General features: G+C 62.3%; 15 protein-coding genes and 1 pseudogene. 14 read left to right on the top strand and 2 right to left on the bottom strand.

Going from position 1 to position 13,182, the window contains the following annotated elements; all coding sequences use genetic code 11:
- Positions 1 to 210: 210 nt before the first annotated feature.
- Together NKJ17_RS20830 and NKJ17_RS20835 are read left to right on the top strand one after the other, a co-directional pair.
- Positions 211 to 510, top strand: a complete 300-nt coding sequence (locus tag NKJ17_RS20830) for a DUF1236 domain-containing protein (RefSeq protein WP_352689861.1) — start codon at positions 211 to 213, stop codon at positions 508 to 510.
- Positions 511 to 1,012: 502 nt separating this feature from the next.
- Entirely contained in the window at positions 1,013 to 1,201 is a 189-nt protein-coding gene (locus tag NKJ17_RS20835; protein WP_352689862.1) for a hypothetical protein, read from the top strand.
- A 144-nt stretch (positions 1,202 to 1,345) separates the two neighbouring features.
- Here NKJ17_RS20835 and NKJ17_RS20840 read toward each other — a convergent pair whose 3' ends face one another.
- Positions 1,346 to 1,588, bottom strand: a complete 243-nt coding sequence (locus NKJ17_RS20840) for a hypothetical protein (RefSeq protein ID WP_352507625.1) — start codon at positions 1,586 to 1,588, stop codon at positions 1,346 to 1,348.
- A gap of 66 nt (positions 1,589 to 1,654) precedes the next feature.
- Between NKJ17_RS20840 and NKJ17_RS34090 the strand changes: the two genes are divergently transcribed.
- The 5 genes and pseudogenes from NKJ17_RS34090 to NKJ17_RS20865 all read left to right on the top strand — a co-directional run bounded on the left by NKJ17_RS34090 (position 1,655) and on the right by NKJ17_RS20865 (position 3,495).
- A complete protein-coding gene (locus NKJ17_RS34090; protein ID WP_502904029.1) occupies positions 1,655 to 2,059 on the top strand; it encodes a helix-turn-helix transcriptional regulator in 405 nt (134 codons plus the stop codon).
- 92 nt (positions 2,060 to 2,151) lie between these two features.
- Positions 2,152 to 2,367 carry a ribbon-helix-helix protein, CopG family gene (locus NKJ17_RS20850; RefSeq protein ID WP_352507627.1) on the top strand — a complete coding sequence of 72 codons (216 nt, stop codon included), beginning with the start codon at positions 2,152 to 2,154 and terminating at the stop codon, positions 2,365 to 2,367.
- Positions 2,361 to 2,726 (top strand): type II toxin-antitoxin system VapC family toxin, encoded by a 366-nt coding sequence (locus NKJ17_RS20855; protein WP_352507629.1) that lies wholly within the window; start codon positions 2,361 to 2,363, stop codon positions 2,724 to 2,726. Before NKJ17_RS20850 ends, NKJ17_RS20855 begins: the two co-directional genes overlap by 7 nt.
- Positions 2,727 to 2,764: 38 nt before the next feature.
- Positions 2,765 to 3,080 (top strand): annotated as a pseudogene (locus NKJ17_RS20860) (recombinase family protein); the annotation flags it as partial.
- Between the two features lie 178 nt (positions 3,081 to 3,258).
- Positions 3,259 to 3,495 carry a type II toxin-antitoxin system Phd/YefM family antitoxin gene (locus tag NKJ17_RS20865; RefSeq protein WP_352507630.1) on the top strand — a complete coding sequence of 79 codons (237 nt, stop codon included), beginning with the start codon at positions 3,259 to 3,261 and terminating at the stop codon, positions 3,493 to 3,495.
- A 95-nt stretch (positions 3,496 to 3,590) separates the two neighbouring features.
- On the opposite strand, the gene NKJ17_RS20870 is transcribed toward NKJ17_RS20865, so the two are convergent.
- Positions 3,591 to 4,271 carry a GntR family transcriptional regulator gene (locus NKJ17_RS20870; protein WP_254820088.1) on the bottom strand — a complete coding sequence of 227 codons (681 nt, stop codon included), beginning with the start codon at positions 4,269 to 4,271 and terminating at the stop codon, positions 3,591 to 3,593.
- Positions 4,272 to 4,502: 231 nt separating this feature from the next.
- On the opposite strand from NKJ17_RS20870, the gene NKJ17_RS20875 reads away from it, so the two are divergent.
- From NKJ17_RS20875 to NKJ17_RS20905, 7 genes are all read left to right on the top strand, one after another.
- The gene (locus tag NKJ17_RS20875; protein ID WP_352689863.1) at positions 4,503 to 5,630 is read left to right on the top strand and encodes a sugar ABC transporter substrate-binding protein; all 1,128 of its coding nucleotides are present in this window, start codon (positions 4,503 to 4,505) and stop codon (positions 5,628 to 5,630) included.
- A 67-nt stretch (positions 5,631 to 5,697) separates the two neighbouring features.
- Positions 5,698 to 7,236 (top strand): sugar ABC transporter ATP-binding protein, encoded by a 1,539-nt coding sequence (locus NKJ17_RS20880; RefSeq protein ID WP_502906561.1) that lies wholly within the window; start codon positions 5,698 to 5,700, stop codon positions 7,234 to 7,236.
- The gene (locus NKJ17_RS20885) at positions 7,233 to 9,299 is read left to right on the top strand and encodes an ABC transporter permease (protein ID WP_502906562.1); all 2,067 of its coding nucleotides are present in this window, start codon (positions 7,233 to 7,235) and stop codon (positions 9,297 to 9,299) included. Before NKJ17_RS20880 ends, NKJ17_RS20885 begins: the two co-directional genes overlap by 4 nt.
- A gap of 13 nt (positions 9,300 to 9,312) precedes the next feature.
- Positions 9,313 to 10,119 (top strand): SDR family oxidoreductase, encoded by an 807-nt coding sequence (locus NKJ17_RS20890; protein WP_352689864.1) that lies wholly within the window; start codon positions 9,313 to 9,315, stop codon positions 10,117 to 10,119.
- A gap of 10 nt (positions 10,120 to 10,129) precedes the next feature.
- Positions 10,130 to 11,077 (top strand): 3-hydroxyacyl-CoA dehydrogenase, encoded by a 948-nt coding sequence (locus tag NKJ17_RS20895; protein WP_352689865.1) that lies wholly within the window; start codon positions 10,130 to 10,132, stop codon positions 11,075 to 11,077.
- The gene (kce, locus tag NKJ17_RS20900; protein WP_352689866.1) at positions 11,074 to 12,036 is read left to right on the top strand and encodes a 3,5-dioxohexanoate:acetyl-CoA acetone transferase; all 963 of its coding nucleotides are present in this window, start codon (positions 11,074 to 11,076) and stop codon (positions 12,034 to 12,036) included. The genes NKJ17_RS20895 and kce overlap by 4 nt, the downstream gene beginning before the upstream one ends.
- A 36-nt stretch (positions 12,037 to 12,072) precedes the next feature.
- A complete protein-coding gene (locus NKJ17_RS20905; protein ID WP_352689867.1) occupies positions 12,073 to 12,951 on the top strand; it encodes an SMP-30/gluconolactonase/LRE family protein in 879 nt (292 codons plus the stop codon).
- The last annotated feature ends 231 nt before the right edge of the window (positions 12,952 to 13,182 follow it).

The raw sequence follows: 13,182 nt of genomic DNA on the forward strand, positions 1-13,182 counted from the left end.
CCTCCCGGAGATGACGCTACCAACAGGCAATGGCGAGGGCTGGTTCCCGCCGCGTCCTGCGCACCGGACCATTGCGCGGCCAGGCCAGACTTAAGTCCTACGGTCTAGTGGTTTAAGCCCCTTCGAGGAACGTTCGTTGGTTGGCTCGCGTTGAGGTGAGCTTGGCGCGATGAAGCTGCGTCCCGGCAAAATCTCAACAAGGAGACGGCTATGAGAATGCATCTTTCCATCGCAGCGGCGGGATTTCTGTTGTTGGCCGGCATTGGTGCCGCTGCCGCCCAGGACGTGATCATCGAACCGCAGCAGGAAACCGTCATCAAGGAATACGTCAAGAAGCAGCCGCTCGCTTCGGTGAAAATTCCTGGGGTGGAGCTCAACATCGGCTCGCCTCTGCCCGATACAGTCGAGCTTCATGAAGTGCCAAACGTCAAATACCGTTATGTGATCGTCGACAACCGGACCGTTCTGGTGGATCCGAGCACGCGCAAGATCATCAAGGTCTACGACTGAGCTGATCTTGGGAGCGCTGGCCCGGATAGCGGTGGCAATCGTCAATAGTCCGGGTCAGCCGCTCCACAGTTTCGATCATCGCCTTTGCAAACGCCTCGCCTTCATGCACCCGTGGGTAGAACAAGTGAACGCATCCTCAGGAGGCGAGTTCGATTGCCCGTCCCACGAGTTGGCCCCCGTGCTGCCACCGGATCGATTGTTGAAGAGATCAGCTGGGCGTATCATCGCGCGGCAATGGCGATCTGCGGCTTGACCTTGGCGTTTCCTTCTACGTCCCGTTGTCGGCCGCGATCCGCCGCCTGAGGCTGGTGCGAGCTTGCTCGGCGAAAATTGAGCGCGGGCGACCGGCGATATAGGGGGTGGCTGCCCGAACGAATGCCAAGAGTCTTCGCGGCGTCGTCCCACTGAGGTTTGCACTCGACGCGTACCATATGAGCGGTGGTCAAGGCATTTGGCCCGCGGCATCCAGCGGGATTTGTTGGTGACCCAGGAGACACTCGGCATGAGTAACGTCGTAACGCTTCATGGTGACAAGCGCTGGAAAGCGGTTCTAGTCTCCGCCCACCAGAACGGCCCCGTTGCGATCGAGCATTTTCTAGAAGAGATTTCCGAGCTTCATAACGTCATTGAACACGGCCCGGAATACCCTGATCACGTGCATGGTGACAATCAACCGCACGGACGGTGGTGAGGAACAGAACAGCCAGGAAAAGGCGCGCCTTGAACATCGGTGAAATCGCGAACCGTCTTATCCGGGCTGCCGAGATCGAGCGCGCCAGCCATGTGCGTGTAGAGCCGGCCGCGCCTGGTAGTCAGCAGCTCGCTAGGCCCAGACCTACACCGAGCTGGTGGTTCTAGGTGGGGCGTCCATCCCGAACACCGACAGCAATATGATCAAAACTGTGAAAGCCGTGTCGATGCCAACGCGAACCGCAGCCCTGACCGCCTTCGCTTCGCGGTGTCGGAGCGCAAACCTCTGCTGATCGTGCTGGTTAGCGCTCGAATAGTTTCCAGAACCGTGCAGCCTGTTGGAATAGGAGCTGATCTGCAGCCACAGGTTCTCGATAATGTTGAGCATGTATTCCGAGCCGGCGGCCCTATATCGAGAAGTTAATTGGCCCTGAGATAGGGTTGGCGTTGCCGCCTGAACACCGTCCTTGCTCGCACCGCCTGTCACGATCCACAATCTACCGCAAAGATCGCCGAGGGGACGTTCCCGGCCCAGTTCAGGATCAGCGTCAACGGCGCAGGATGGCGGGAATCCGATATCAACGGGTGGGTTGCCGATCCGGTCAGGTGGGGCCAGAGGGAGAAGCCGGCTGTGACCGGTGAGCGGAAACGCACCGGTAGAGAAAGAGCGGGCCAATGGTCATGGCGACGCGACGGCCCCGGATCCCGAGGCGCTGCGAAAGGTCAACGACGTGGCCTCCAGCTTGCGCACATCATCGGCCGCCGCATGGCGCGTGAGGATTTTGCCGCGCGCACGGCAACGAACGACAACAAACCTCTGAACACCCCGACCATGGAAGACGAGGCCGCCAGGGAGTAAAGAGACAGCCTCGAGACATGCTCGAGACGATCTTTTCCCTTCCGCTGCATCGCAGCATATGATATGTATAAGGCATATCACTGGAGTGTGCGATGCGAGCCCTTATCGACATGAACGATGCCCAGGTTGAAGCCCTCGACAGTCTTGCCAAACGGGCGCGCCAATCCCGCGCGGCCCTGATCCGGGCGGCAATAGACGATTATCTCGACCGCCATCATCGCGAACAGGTCGAGGATGGCTTCGGCCTGTGGGGTAAGCGCAAGGTTGATGGGCTGGTTTATCAGGAGAAAGTGCGCCGCGAATGGTAGGCGCGCTTTTCGATACCAATATCCTCATCGACTATCTGAACGCCGTCCCCCAGGCCCGCGAGGAAATCGAGCGCTTCGAAAGCCGTGCCGTCAGTATCATCACCTGGATGGAAGTGATGGTGGGCGCAAACGCCGATCTCGTCGAGCCGACCCGGCTTTTCCTCGAAGGCTTCAAAGTCATCGCTCTGGACGACGAGATCGCCAACCGTGCAGTAGCGCTGCGGCGAGCACATCGCATCAAGCTGCCCGACGCCGTGATCTGGGCTACATCGCAGACCGCCGGACGCTTGCTTGTGACCCGCAATACCAAAGACTTTCCACCTGACGATCCGGGGATACGCGAACCATACACCCTGTAGCGAACGCGCCCCCGGCCCGTGACGAGAGAGCCAGCCCCATGACCCGTATTGCCTTTTACGCCCGTTATTCCTCCGACAACCAGCGCGACGTCCTCCATCGAGGACCAGTTGCGCCAGTGTTGTGAGCGCACCGCGCGAGGGGGGCCGAGTAGAGAACTAATCCGACCGGGCCATCTCGGGAACATCCTTATCCGCTCCGGTATTCAGTCGGTTCTTGCCGATGCTCAGGCGGGCCGTTTCGACCTGGTTCTGTCGGAGGCGCTGGATCGCATCAGTCGCGATCAGGACGTGGCAGGTGTCTTCCGGCGCCTGAGTTTCGCAGGGGTGACGATCGTCACCCTGTCCGAGGGCCAGAAAATGGCGGCGGTCGAAGGGCAGCACGGAATCGCGCGCGTCGAGTGTTCGGCCTGTGTAGCGACGATTTAGCATTCTGGGGTTTTTGGAGGTTGCCCTGTTACTGCCTCGTTTCCCTCTGGCGGGCGCCCGACACTAGCGGAAAGCCCGTATATTCCGGAACAAAGGAGTCTCGCGGATGACCACCACCGTCACCACCGCCGCCGTCTTGAAAAATTTCGGCGCCTATCAGGATGCCGCGGTGCACGACCCGGTCACCAAGAACGGTCGCCCGCACACGGTGCTGCTGGCCTACGAGGATTTTGTCCGGCTGTTGAAGCGCGACCGGCGGGTCGAGCTGACCGCAGAGCTCGGCGCGGACGAGGTCGCCGCGCTCGAAGCCTCTGAAATGGAGCCGGAGTCTTCATCTTCCTGATCTCAGGGAAGCAGACGGGCGGGCGCTACATGCAGATAGACATATTCGTGCCTAGCGGCGGCTCGCCGCCGCAACCGGCGCGACTTCGAGGAATGTTACTTCAGCAGTTTGATCAGCACTGCGAAAGCCGCGTCAATGTCGGCGCGAACCGCCGCCCGAACCGCTTCCGCATTGCGGTCTCGCAGAGCTGCAAACATCTGCTGATGGTGCTGGTTGGCGGTCGAATAGTTTCCAGAATCGTGCAGCATGTTGAAATAGGGGCTGATCTGCAGCCACAGGTTCTCGATGATGCTGAGCATGTTTTCCGAGCCCGCGGCCCGGTAGATGGAAAAGTGAAAAGCGTAATTGGCCCTGAGATAGGATTTTACGTCTCCGGCGGCATTGGCCTGCTCGAGTGCCTCCAGATGCTGGCCCAGCAGCATCACGCCGTGATCGTCAATGCGTTCTGCGGCCCATGCGGCGGCGATCGCCTCGATCTCAAATCTGACGTTTCTGAGATCGATAAGCCGCGCACGACTTAATGCCGGGATACCGATCGAACGGCCCGACACCACCATCAATGCGTTGGCAGCGCTCAGACGCCGCAGTGCCTCCCGAACCGGCATCGGGCTGACGCCAAAAGCGTCGGCAAGGCTCTGCACCGTCACCATTTCACCTGGAACGATACTGCCATCGAGGATCAACTCGGTAACGTGCCGGTAGACCCTGTCCTGCAGGGTTTCCCTGGAAAGTGGCGTGATTTCGACGCCCGGCTTCCTGAATGCCGCCCCAGCCATTTCTGCCAACCTTCCCCCATTCGGGCGACGCTCTTGTCATACCCGGCGCCTGTGCCCGGAATGCAAGGTTCGAATTGCCGCGTCAAGCGCCCGCGTCTCCAGCTTTGCCTCTCAGCCATTTCATCATTGATCTTTGATCAAATCATGATACGGTCAGCCGCATCGAATGACAAGGCGTACGTTTCGTGCCCTTGGGAGGCATTCGGTCGTCTGAACTGGGAGGAGTTTCGAATGGGTATCGGATCGAAAGCCCGGCGGCTTGCGCTGCTTGCCGGCATGGCTGTTTGCTCTTTTGGGATGTCCGCCGCCGAAGCGGCCGGAAAGCACAAGATATTTCTCAGCATGAGCTTCATCGGCAATGATTGGCAGGCCGAGGCCGCCAACATGGTCAAGGCGATGGCCTCGCACAAGAGCATGGTCGACAAGGTAGACCTTCAGGTCCAGGTGGCGGGGCCGAACGCACAGCGCCAGATCCAGCAGATCAATGCCATGGTCCAGGCCGGCGCCGAAGCCATCGTGATCTTCCCGATTTCGCCAACAGCCCTAAACCAGGTGGTGAAGAACGCCTGCGATAAGGGCGTTAAGGTGTTTGCCTATGATGCCGAGATCACGGAGCCTTGCGCCTACAATGTCCATATCGACCAGGAGGAGGCTGGCCGCGTAACGGCGGAGTGGCTGGTAAAGAAGCTCAATGGCAAGGGCAACATCATCGCGGTGACCGGCGTTCCCGGCACCTCGGTCGATGATCTGCGCACCAAGGCCGCGAAGGAGGTGTTTGCCAAGCATCCCGACATCAAGATCGTCGGCGAGGCTGTCGGCATGTGGAGCCAGGCGGTGGCGCGTACCGAACTTTCCAAGATATTGGCGACGCGCAGCTGGGACGACATCAACGGGTTATGGATGCAGGTCGGCTGCTTCACCGCCAATTCCATGCAGCTCGAGGCCGGCAAGAAGAGTAGCGAACTCCTGCCTTGCGCAGGCGAGGGATCGAATGGCGGGCGTATCCAGATGCTGCCGGAGGGCACGGAGGTCGAGGGCGCGACCTCTCCCTATGCGCCGCTCGGCGCCCCGCGCATTTCCTACGCATCGCCGCCATATTCCGGGGCGCTCGCTCTCAAGCTTGCCGTCGAAGCGCTTGAAGGCAAAGACGTTGCCAAGAAGACGATCCTGCCGCTGCCGGTCGTCACCAACGAGACGATAAAGCTTTGCGACGAGGGCACCTGGGCGGAGATGAAGGCTGGTTGCAACGCGTTCAAACCGTCGCTGGTCTCGAACCCAGGCTGGTTCGCCTCGATCTTCTCCGATAAGACACCTGAAATCGGTCTCGCAGCAGCCCTTGTAGGCCAGCCCGAGGAGTAGGCACTCCGAAAGTGGGCGTGGGGTGCTTTCGAGGCGCTCCACGCACCTTTCGGCCGGGACTGGGATCATGATGTCAGCGCATTCGACAGCTGTCGGCATAGAGGGCGTCCGCAAGGCATTTGGCGCAACAGTCGCCCTCGATGGCGTTTCCTTCGAGATCGCTTCCGGCAGCGTGCATGCCTTGCTTGGCGAGAACGGTGCGGGCAAGTCCACGCTCGTCAAGCTGCTGTCGGGGCTGGTGCGGCCCGACGACGGGCAAATCACCCTGTCAGGCGAACCGGCGCCACTCGGTTCGCCGCGGGCCGCGCATGCCAAAGGCGTCCAGACAGCCTTCCAGGAAATGACCCTGGTACGCGATCTCAGCGTTCTCGACAACATGTTGCTGCCTTACGCGCCCGTTGGCCCAGTCGGCCTGATAAGGCGGTTGAGCGCGCGTAGGGCAGTCCGCAAGCACATCTCCGATCTGGAGTTTACGGTCGATCTCGATGCCGAGGTAGCGACTCTAGATCTCGCCATCCGCCAGAAGATCGAAATCGCGCGCGCGCTCTATCGCAAGCCGCGCATCCTACTGCTCGACGAGCCGACCTCGACGCTGTCGGGTAGCGATGTCGAGTGGCTTGCCGCGATCATCGCGCGGTTGAAAGCGGCCGGTACCACGGTCGTGTTCATTACCCATCGCATGCGCGAGGTGCGGGCTTTCTGCGACACGCTGACCATTCTCAGGAACGGCCACCACATCGTCACCGCGCCGGTTGCCGACGTTTCGGATGGTGAGGTGATTGAAAAAATCATCGGCCGCAGTATCGCCCAGACCTTCCCGCCTAAACCAGAAAGCGAGGCCGCCTTTGGTCCGCCGGTGCTCGGCGTGCGCGATCTCAAAGCCGGGAGGAAGCTCGACGGCATCGATTTCGACCTGCGCAAGGGCGAGATCCTCGGCATTGCCGGATTGCAGGGCATGGGTCAGCTCGACCTGTTCCTCGCCTGCTTCGGCATGGCCGAGATCGAGCGCGGCCACATCCTGGTCGACGGGCGCCAAGTGTGGCTCGGCTCGCCCGCGGATGCGCTCAAGCCCAATATGGCAATCGGGCTGGTGCCGGAGGACCGCAAAACCGAAGGCCTGTTCCTGAAACTCTCGGGCCGGCAGAATGCATCGCTGCCGGTCGTCGCGCGCTTCACCCGTTATGGCCTGATCAGAACAGACGAGGAGGCAAAGGCCGTACAGTCCGCCTTCTCGACCGTGGAGGTCGACCGCAGTGCCTTGTGGACGAGGGCAGGGGCCTTCTCGGGCGGCAACCAGCAAAAGATAGCCATTGCCAAATGGCTCGTCGCCGAAAGCCGGATCCTGCTGCTTTTCGATCCGACCCGGGGCATTGACGTGGGGACCAAGCACGAGCTCTACGTGATGATGCGCGACTATGTGGCGGCCGGCGGCTCGATCCTTCTGCATTCAACCGAGATTCCCGAGCTGGTCCATCAATGCGACCGGGTGCTCGTGCTTTATGACGGCCATCTGGTGGCTGAGCTTGCCGGCGACGAGATCACCGAAGGCGCGATCATGCGGCCGGCGCTTGGCCACCGGGACGTGGTCCGGGAGGCGGCGGAATGAGTGTGACGAGCTCGGCCGCCGCGGCACCGACCGCGACACGGCTCCTCGCGCGGCATCACGGCGCCATCATCGCCGCGATCGTCTTTGCCCTGCTCCTGCTGATCGTCGATCTGGTCAGTGCCGGGCGGCTCACCTATTTCGACATTTCGTTCCTGTCGAGCGGCGGCGCCACTTCCGCATTGGCGGCGATCGGCCAGACCCTGGTCATCCTGTCCGGCGGTTTCGACCTGTCCGCCGGCGCGGTGATCTCGCTGGTCAATGTCGTCCTGGCAAACGGCATGGATCCGATGGCGACCGGCACCAGTGTTGCGCTGTGGACTTTGGCCGGAATTGGGGTCGGCATGCTGGTCGGCGCCTTCAACGGCTTCTTCATTGCCGTCCTGCGCATGCAGCCTATCGTCGTCACGCTGTCGACCATGTTCATCCTGCAGGGGGTAACGCTGCTGGTCATGGACAAGCCCGGCGGCTTCGTCTCGCCCGATCTTGGCGCCTTCTATCTCGGTGATGCTATCGCCGGCTGGCTACCGATGCCGCTGGTGGTCATCGGCGTGGTCCTGCTCGGCTGGTTCTGGCTCAAAGGCACACGCTTCGGGACGGCGCTTTATGCCGTCGGCAGCGATCCGGACGCAGCCGCCTCGGTCGGCGTGCGGGTCGTTCTCGTACGCTTCCTGGTCTATGTCATTGCCGGCGGCTGCTATGGGCTTGCCGGCGTTTTCATCAGCGCCCAGACCGGCAGCGGCGATCCGCTGGTCGGCAACCCGTTGTTGCTGTCGATGTTCGCGGCGGTCGTCGTCGGCGGTACAAGGCTGGGCGGCGGTCAAGGTGGGCCCGTCGGCACTGTCTTCGGCGCCTACATCCTGATGATGGTCGTCAATATCCTGCTCGTGCTCAACGTCTCGGCCTACTATTCGACGATCGCCGAAGGCACGATCCTGATCCTTGCCGTGCTTGCCGGCTCGCTGTCACATGATTCCGTGCTTGCCCGCCAACTGCGTGCGCTGCGGGCTCGGCTGGCCGCGTGGCGGGCCGGAATGCTGCCCTCGCAGATCGATCGCACCGACCGGCGACTGAGAATTGCGCGGGGCAGCGCCGGCGAGCAGCAGGCGCCGCAGCCGGCCTTCCATGTCCGTAACGCCGAGACGTTGCGTTACGCGCTGCCGGCCTATGTCTGTCTTGCCATTGTCGTGATCGTCACGCAGATCTGGCTCGGACGCGCCATCGTCAATTTTGGTTACTGGAATTCGCTGTTCGTGCTGTCGAGCTTCCTTGCCATCCTGGCGCTTGGGCAAGGCAGCGTGATTCTTACCGGCGGACTTGACCTGTCAGTGCCGTGGACGATCGGCCTGTCGGGCATCCTGCTTGCCGGTATGGTCAACGGATCCGACGCTGCACTCGCCTATGCGCTGCCGGCGGTGCTGCTCATCGCTTGCCTGATCGGTCTCGCCAACGGCATCGGTATCGTCTTTCTCGGCATCTCGCCGATCGTGATGACGCTGGCCACCAACGGCATTCTGCAAGGCGTCGCGCTGCTTTACTCGCAAGGTACGCCGGCCGGCTTCTCCTCGCCGATGTTGCGCTGGTTCATGACCGGCAAGGTATTCGCCATCACGCCGGTGGTGCTGTTCATGATCGCCTTCGTCGTCTTTGCCGTGCTGCTGCTTGGCCGCACCGCTTTCGGCCGCCGCGTCTACGGCATCGGCAACAGCCTGCGCGCAGCCCAGCTCTCCGGCATAGCGGTCGGTCGCACGCTCATCCTCGTCTATGTGCTGTCGGCAGTCTGCGCGGCGCTGGTCGGCATCATGCTGACCGGCTTTTCCGGCCAGGCCAGCCTCGGCATGGGCGACGATTATCTGCTGCCCTCCATCGCCGTCGTCGTGGTCGGCGGTGCGCTGATCACCGGCGGGCGCGGCCATTATCTCGGCATGCTGGGCGGGGTGCTGCTCCTGACCGCGTTGCAGATGCTGCTCGCCGGCACGACGCTTCCTTATGCGACGCGGGCGATCCTGTTCGGGCTGGTGGTGCTCGGTGCCGTCATGGCGCTGCGTGAAAGGCGGATTCAGTGAAAGGGATGGAACAATGAGCTCAAGCGCACCGGCATCGGCGGACGAATTCCTGACCGGGCTCAAAGGCCAGCGCGTGCTGGTCACGGCGGGCGCCGGCGGCATCGGCTTTGCCATTGCAGAGACGCTGTCGCGGCTCGGCGCGCGTATCGTGATCTGCGATATTTCGGACGAGGCATTGGCGTCCGCTCCGAAAAGGATTGCCCTTGCCGCTGCGGTCAAGGCCGACGTTTCGCGCGACGACGATGTCGACCGGCTCTTCGAGACTATCAAGGAGAAGCTCGGCGGGCTCGACGCCCTGATCAACAATGCCGGCATTGCCGGGCCGACCGGCGGCGTCGATGAGATCGATCCGGCAGACTGGCGGCGTTGCATAGATATCTGCCTGACCGGCCAGTTCCTGTGCGCGCGGCGTGCCGTGCCGCTGATCAAGGCGGCGGGCGGCGGCTCGATCGTCTCGATGTCTTCGGCCGCCGGCCGCCATGGCTACGCGTTCCGAACGCCGTACTCGGCTGCCAAGTTCGGCGTTGTCGGCCTGACCCAGAGTCTTGCAAAGGAACTCGGACCGCATGGGATCAGGGTCAATGCCATCTTGCCTGGCATCATCGAAGGGCCGCGCATCGACAAGGTCATTGCCGACCGGGCAAAGCAGCTCGGCGTTTCAAACGAGGAGATGACACAACGCTATCTGCAGAACATCTCGCTGCGCCGCATGACCAGCCCATATGACGTCGCGGCAATGGTGGCCTTCCTGCTTTCCGATGCGGGCATCAACATTTCCGGCCAGTCGCTTGGCGTCGACGGCAACGTCGAGACACTCTGAGGGGGAGATCATGGCGAAGGTAGCAATTGTCGGAAGCGGCTTCATCGGGCGAGCGTGGGCCATCAGCTTCGCTCGTGCAGGCCATGATGTGCGCATGTGGGACCAGGCGCCGGCCGCGGCCAGCGGTGCGCGCGACTATATCGCCGGCGTGCTCGGCGACCTTGCCGCCAACGATTTGCTGCGGGGACAGGCGGTTGATGCCGTGCTTGGCCGCATCACCATTGTGGCGGAGCTTGGCGAGGCCTTGGCCGATGCCGTCCACGTCCAGGAGAACACGCCGGAAAACCTCGAGGTGAAGCGGGAAGTGTTCTCCCGGATCGACGCCCTTGCCGGTCCGCAGGCGGTGCTCGCCAGTTCCACCTCGGCGCTGTTGCCGTCGAAATTCAGCGATCATCTTCAGGGGCGCCATCGCTGCCTCGTCGTGCACCCGATCAATCCGCCCTATCTCATCCCGGCAGCGGAAGTCGTGCCGGCGCCATGGACCTCCGCCGCAACGGTGGAAAGGACCCGCGCCTTTCTTGTCGAGGCGGGCCATGCGCCGCTGGTGATGAAGCGCGAACTCGACGGCTTCATCATGAACCGCTTGCAGGGTGCGCTGTTGGAGGAGGCGTTCCGGCTCGTCGCCGACGGCTATGCCAGCGTCGAGGACGTCGACACGGGCCTGCGCGAGGGGCTGGCGCTGCGCTGGTCGTTCATGGGTCCGTTCGAAACGATCGACCTCAACGCGCCAGGTGGTGTGCGCGACTATGTAGAGCGCTACCAGACGATCTATTCCAACATCTTCCCGCAGATGCTGCGTCGGGTCGACTGGGCCGGCGAGGTCATGGAGACGGTCGAGGCCGAGCGCCGCAACCGGCTGCCGCGGGAAGAACTCGGCGAGCGGCAGGTCTGGCGCGACCGCCGACTGATGGCGCTGGCTGCGCACAAGAAAAAATCGGATCAGGAGTTTGGACGATGACGGAAACAAGCCGCAAGCCCGGCTCCCAGCAGACCAAGGGCAAGGTCATCATCACCTGTGCGGTGACGGGCGCAATCCATACGCCGACCATGTCGCCCTATCTGCCGATCACGCCGGACCAGATCGCCTCGGAGGCGATCGCGGCGGCCGAGGCCGGTGCGGCGATCCTGCATCTGCATGCCCGCGACCCTGAGACCGGCAAGCCCGACCAGACGCCGGAGGCGTTCGCGCGTTTCCTGCCGCGCGTCAAGCAAGGCACCAATGCCGCCATCAACATCACCACCGGCGGCAGTCCCTACATGAAGGTCGAGGAACGCGTGCGCCCCGCCGCGCAGTTCGAGCCGGAAGTCGCCTCGCTCAACATGGGATCGATCAATTTCGGGCTCTATCACCTCGTAGACAAATACGAAACGTTCAAGTTCGACTGGGAAAGGCCGCACCTGGAAGCAACGCGTGACCTGGTCTTCCGCAACTCGTTCAAAGACATCGAGTACATACTGGAGACCTGTTACGACAACGGCACGCGCTTCGAGTTCGAGTGCTACGACATTGCCCATCTCTATAACCTCTCCCATTTCGCAGATCGCGGGCTGGTGAAACCACCGTTCTTCGTGCAGTCCGTGTTCGGCCTGCTCGGCGGCATCGGTACGCACCCCGAAGACGTCGCCCATATGAAGCGCACCGCCGATCGCCTGTTCGGTGATCAGTTCCGCTGGTCGGTGCTGGGGGCGGGCGCCAGCCAGTTGCGCATCGCTGCACAATCGGCCGCGCTTGGCGGCAACATCCGCGTCGGGCTTGAAGACAGTCTTTGGGCCGGCAAGGGCAAGCTTGCCAAGTCGAACGCTGAGCAGGTGGTGCTCGCCCGCAAGATCATCGAAGGCCTCGGCATGGAAGTGGCGACGCCCGACGAGGCTCGCGAAATCCTGTCATTGAAAGGCGGCGACAAGGTAGCGTTCTGACTCGTTGCCGAGAGCGCCGAAACAGAGGAGGAGCGCATGAAGATCGAAGTCGTAGTGGACGTGAAGACCACGCTGGGCGAGGGACCACTGTGGGACGTCGAGCAGGAGCGCCTCTACTGGATCGACAGTTTCGATGGGCGCGTGTTTCGGGCGACCGCCGACGGCCGCGAGATCCGTTGCTGGGACGTGCCGATGAAGATCGGCTCGATGGCATTGCGCAAGGACGGCGGTGGCGCGGTGGTGTCGCTGCAGCGCGGTTTCCATCTGCTCGATTTCGCCACCGGCGAGGTGACGCCGATCCATGATCCGGAGCCGGACAGGCCGATGAACAGACTCAATGACGGCAAGGTCGACCGGCGCGGCCGCTTCTTCGCCGGCTCGATGGATACCATGGAAGAGGGACCGTCCGGTGGCCTCTACCGGCTCGATCCCGATTTCTCCGTCACCAGAATAGATTCCGGCATCATCTGCTCGAACGGCCCGTGCTGGAGCCCGGACGACCGCACTTTCTATTTCGCCGACACCTGGACCGGCGAGATCTGGGCCTACGACTATGATATCGAAACCGGTGCCGCCACCAACCGGCGCACTTTCACGCGCGTCGATACCAGCCGGGGAGGGGCGGCCGACGGCTCGACTGTCGATGCGGAAGGATTCCTCTGGAACGCGCTGGTCTATGACGGCAGGCTGGTGCGTTACGCGCCCGACGGCAGTGTTGATCGCATCATCGACATGCCCGTCAAGAAGATCACCAGCGTCATGTTCGGCGGGCCGAAGCTCGACACCCTGTACGTCACGTCGATGGCCAAGCCGCCACTGCCGCGCTTTCCGGGCGACGGGGTTTTACGCGGCAGCCTTTTTGCCGTCACCGGCCTCGGTGTAACGGGAGTTCCGGAGCCAAGATTTGCCGCGTAGATCGGTGCGTAGTTGCGATCATCCTTCCCGCCTGCTTGGTGCCACCCCAACGTCTCGTCGCAGGGCAACCGGCGCTGGAAGCTCGTGCCCTGGTTCTGATGGAACCCACAATGACGAGCCTGGGGTCGCTTCGCGCGAAGTGCGCGCGAACATGGTTCCCGGAGAAACCATCAACCGAGCCTTGGAAGCCTGCTCGGAACAAGAAATCCACCCATTAGCAACTCCAATGCA

It is taken from the genome of Mesorhizobium sp. M0208 (genome assembly GCF_040322015.1).
GTDB lineage: Bacteria > Pseudomonadota > Alphaproteobacteria > Rhizobiales > Rhizobiaceae > Mesorhizobium.

Coding starts and splice junctions, on each gene's coding strand:
- NKJ17_RS20895 (WP_352689865.1), top strand. CDS start 10,130: ATGGCGAAGGTAGCAATTGTCGGAAGCGGCTTCATCGGGCGAGCGTGG.
- NKJ17_RS20830 (WP_352689861.1), top strand. CDS start 211: ATGAGAATGCATCTTTCCATCGCAGCGGCGGGATTTCTGTTGTTGGCC.
- NKJ17_RS20840 (WP_352507625.1), bottom strand. CDS start 1,588: ATGCTCAACATTATCGAGAACCTGTGGCTGCAGATCAGCTCCTATTCC.
- NKJ17_RS20855 (WP_352507629.1), top strand. CDS start 2,361: ATGGTAGGCGCGCTTTTCGATACCAATATCCTCATCGACTATCTGAAC.
- kce (WP_352689866.1), top strand. CDS start 11,074: ATGACGGAAACAAGCCGCAAGCCCGGCTCCCAGCAGACCAAGGGCAAG.
- NKJ17_RS20890 (WP_352689864.1), top strand. CDS start 9,313: ATGAGCTCAAGCGCACCGGCATCGGCGGACGAATTCCTGACCGGGCTC.
- NKJ17_RS20870 (WP_254820088.1), bottom strand. CDS start 4,271: ATGGCTGGGGCGGCATTCAGGAAGCCGGGCGTCGAAATCACGCCACTT.
- NKJ17_RS20875 (WP_352689863.1), top strand. CDS start 4,503: ATGGGTATCGGATCGAAAGCCCGGCGGCTTGCGCTGCTTGCCGGCATG.
- NKJ17_RS20865 (WP_352507630.1), top strand. CDS start 3,259: ATGACCACCACCGTCACCACCGCCGCCGTCTTGAAAAATTTCGGCGCC.
- NKJ17_RS20850 (WP_352507627.1), top strand. CDS start 2,152: ATGCGAGCCCTTATCGACATGAACGATGCCCAGGTTGAAGCCCTCGAC.
- NKJ17_RS20835 (WP_352689862.1), top strand. CDS start 1,013: ATGAGTAACGTCGTAACGCTTCATGGTGACAAGCGCTGGAAAGCGGTT.
- NKJ17_RS20880 (WP_502906561.1), top strand. CDS start 5,698: ATGATGTCAGCGCATTCGACAGCTGTCGGCATAGAGGGCGTCCGCAAG.
- NKJ17_RS20905 (WP_352689867.1), top strand. CDS start 12,073: ATGAAGATCGAAGTCGTAGTGGACGTGAAGACCACGCTGGGCGAGGGA.
- NKJ17_RS20885 (WP_502906562.1), top strand. CDS start 7,233: ATGAGTGTGACGAGCTCGGCCGCCGCGGCACCGACCGCGACACGGCTC.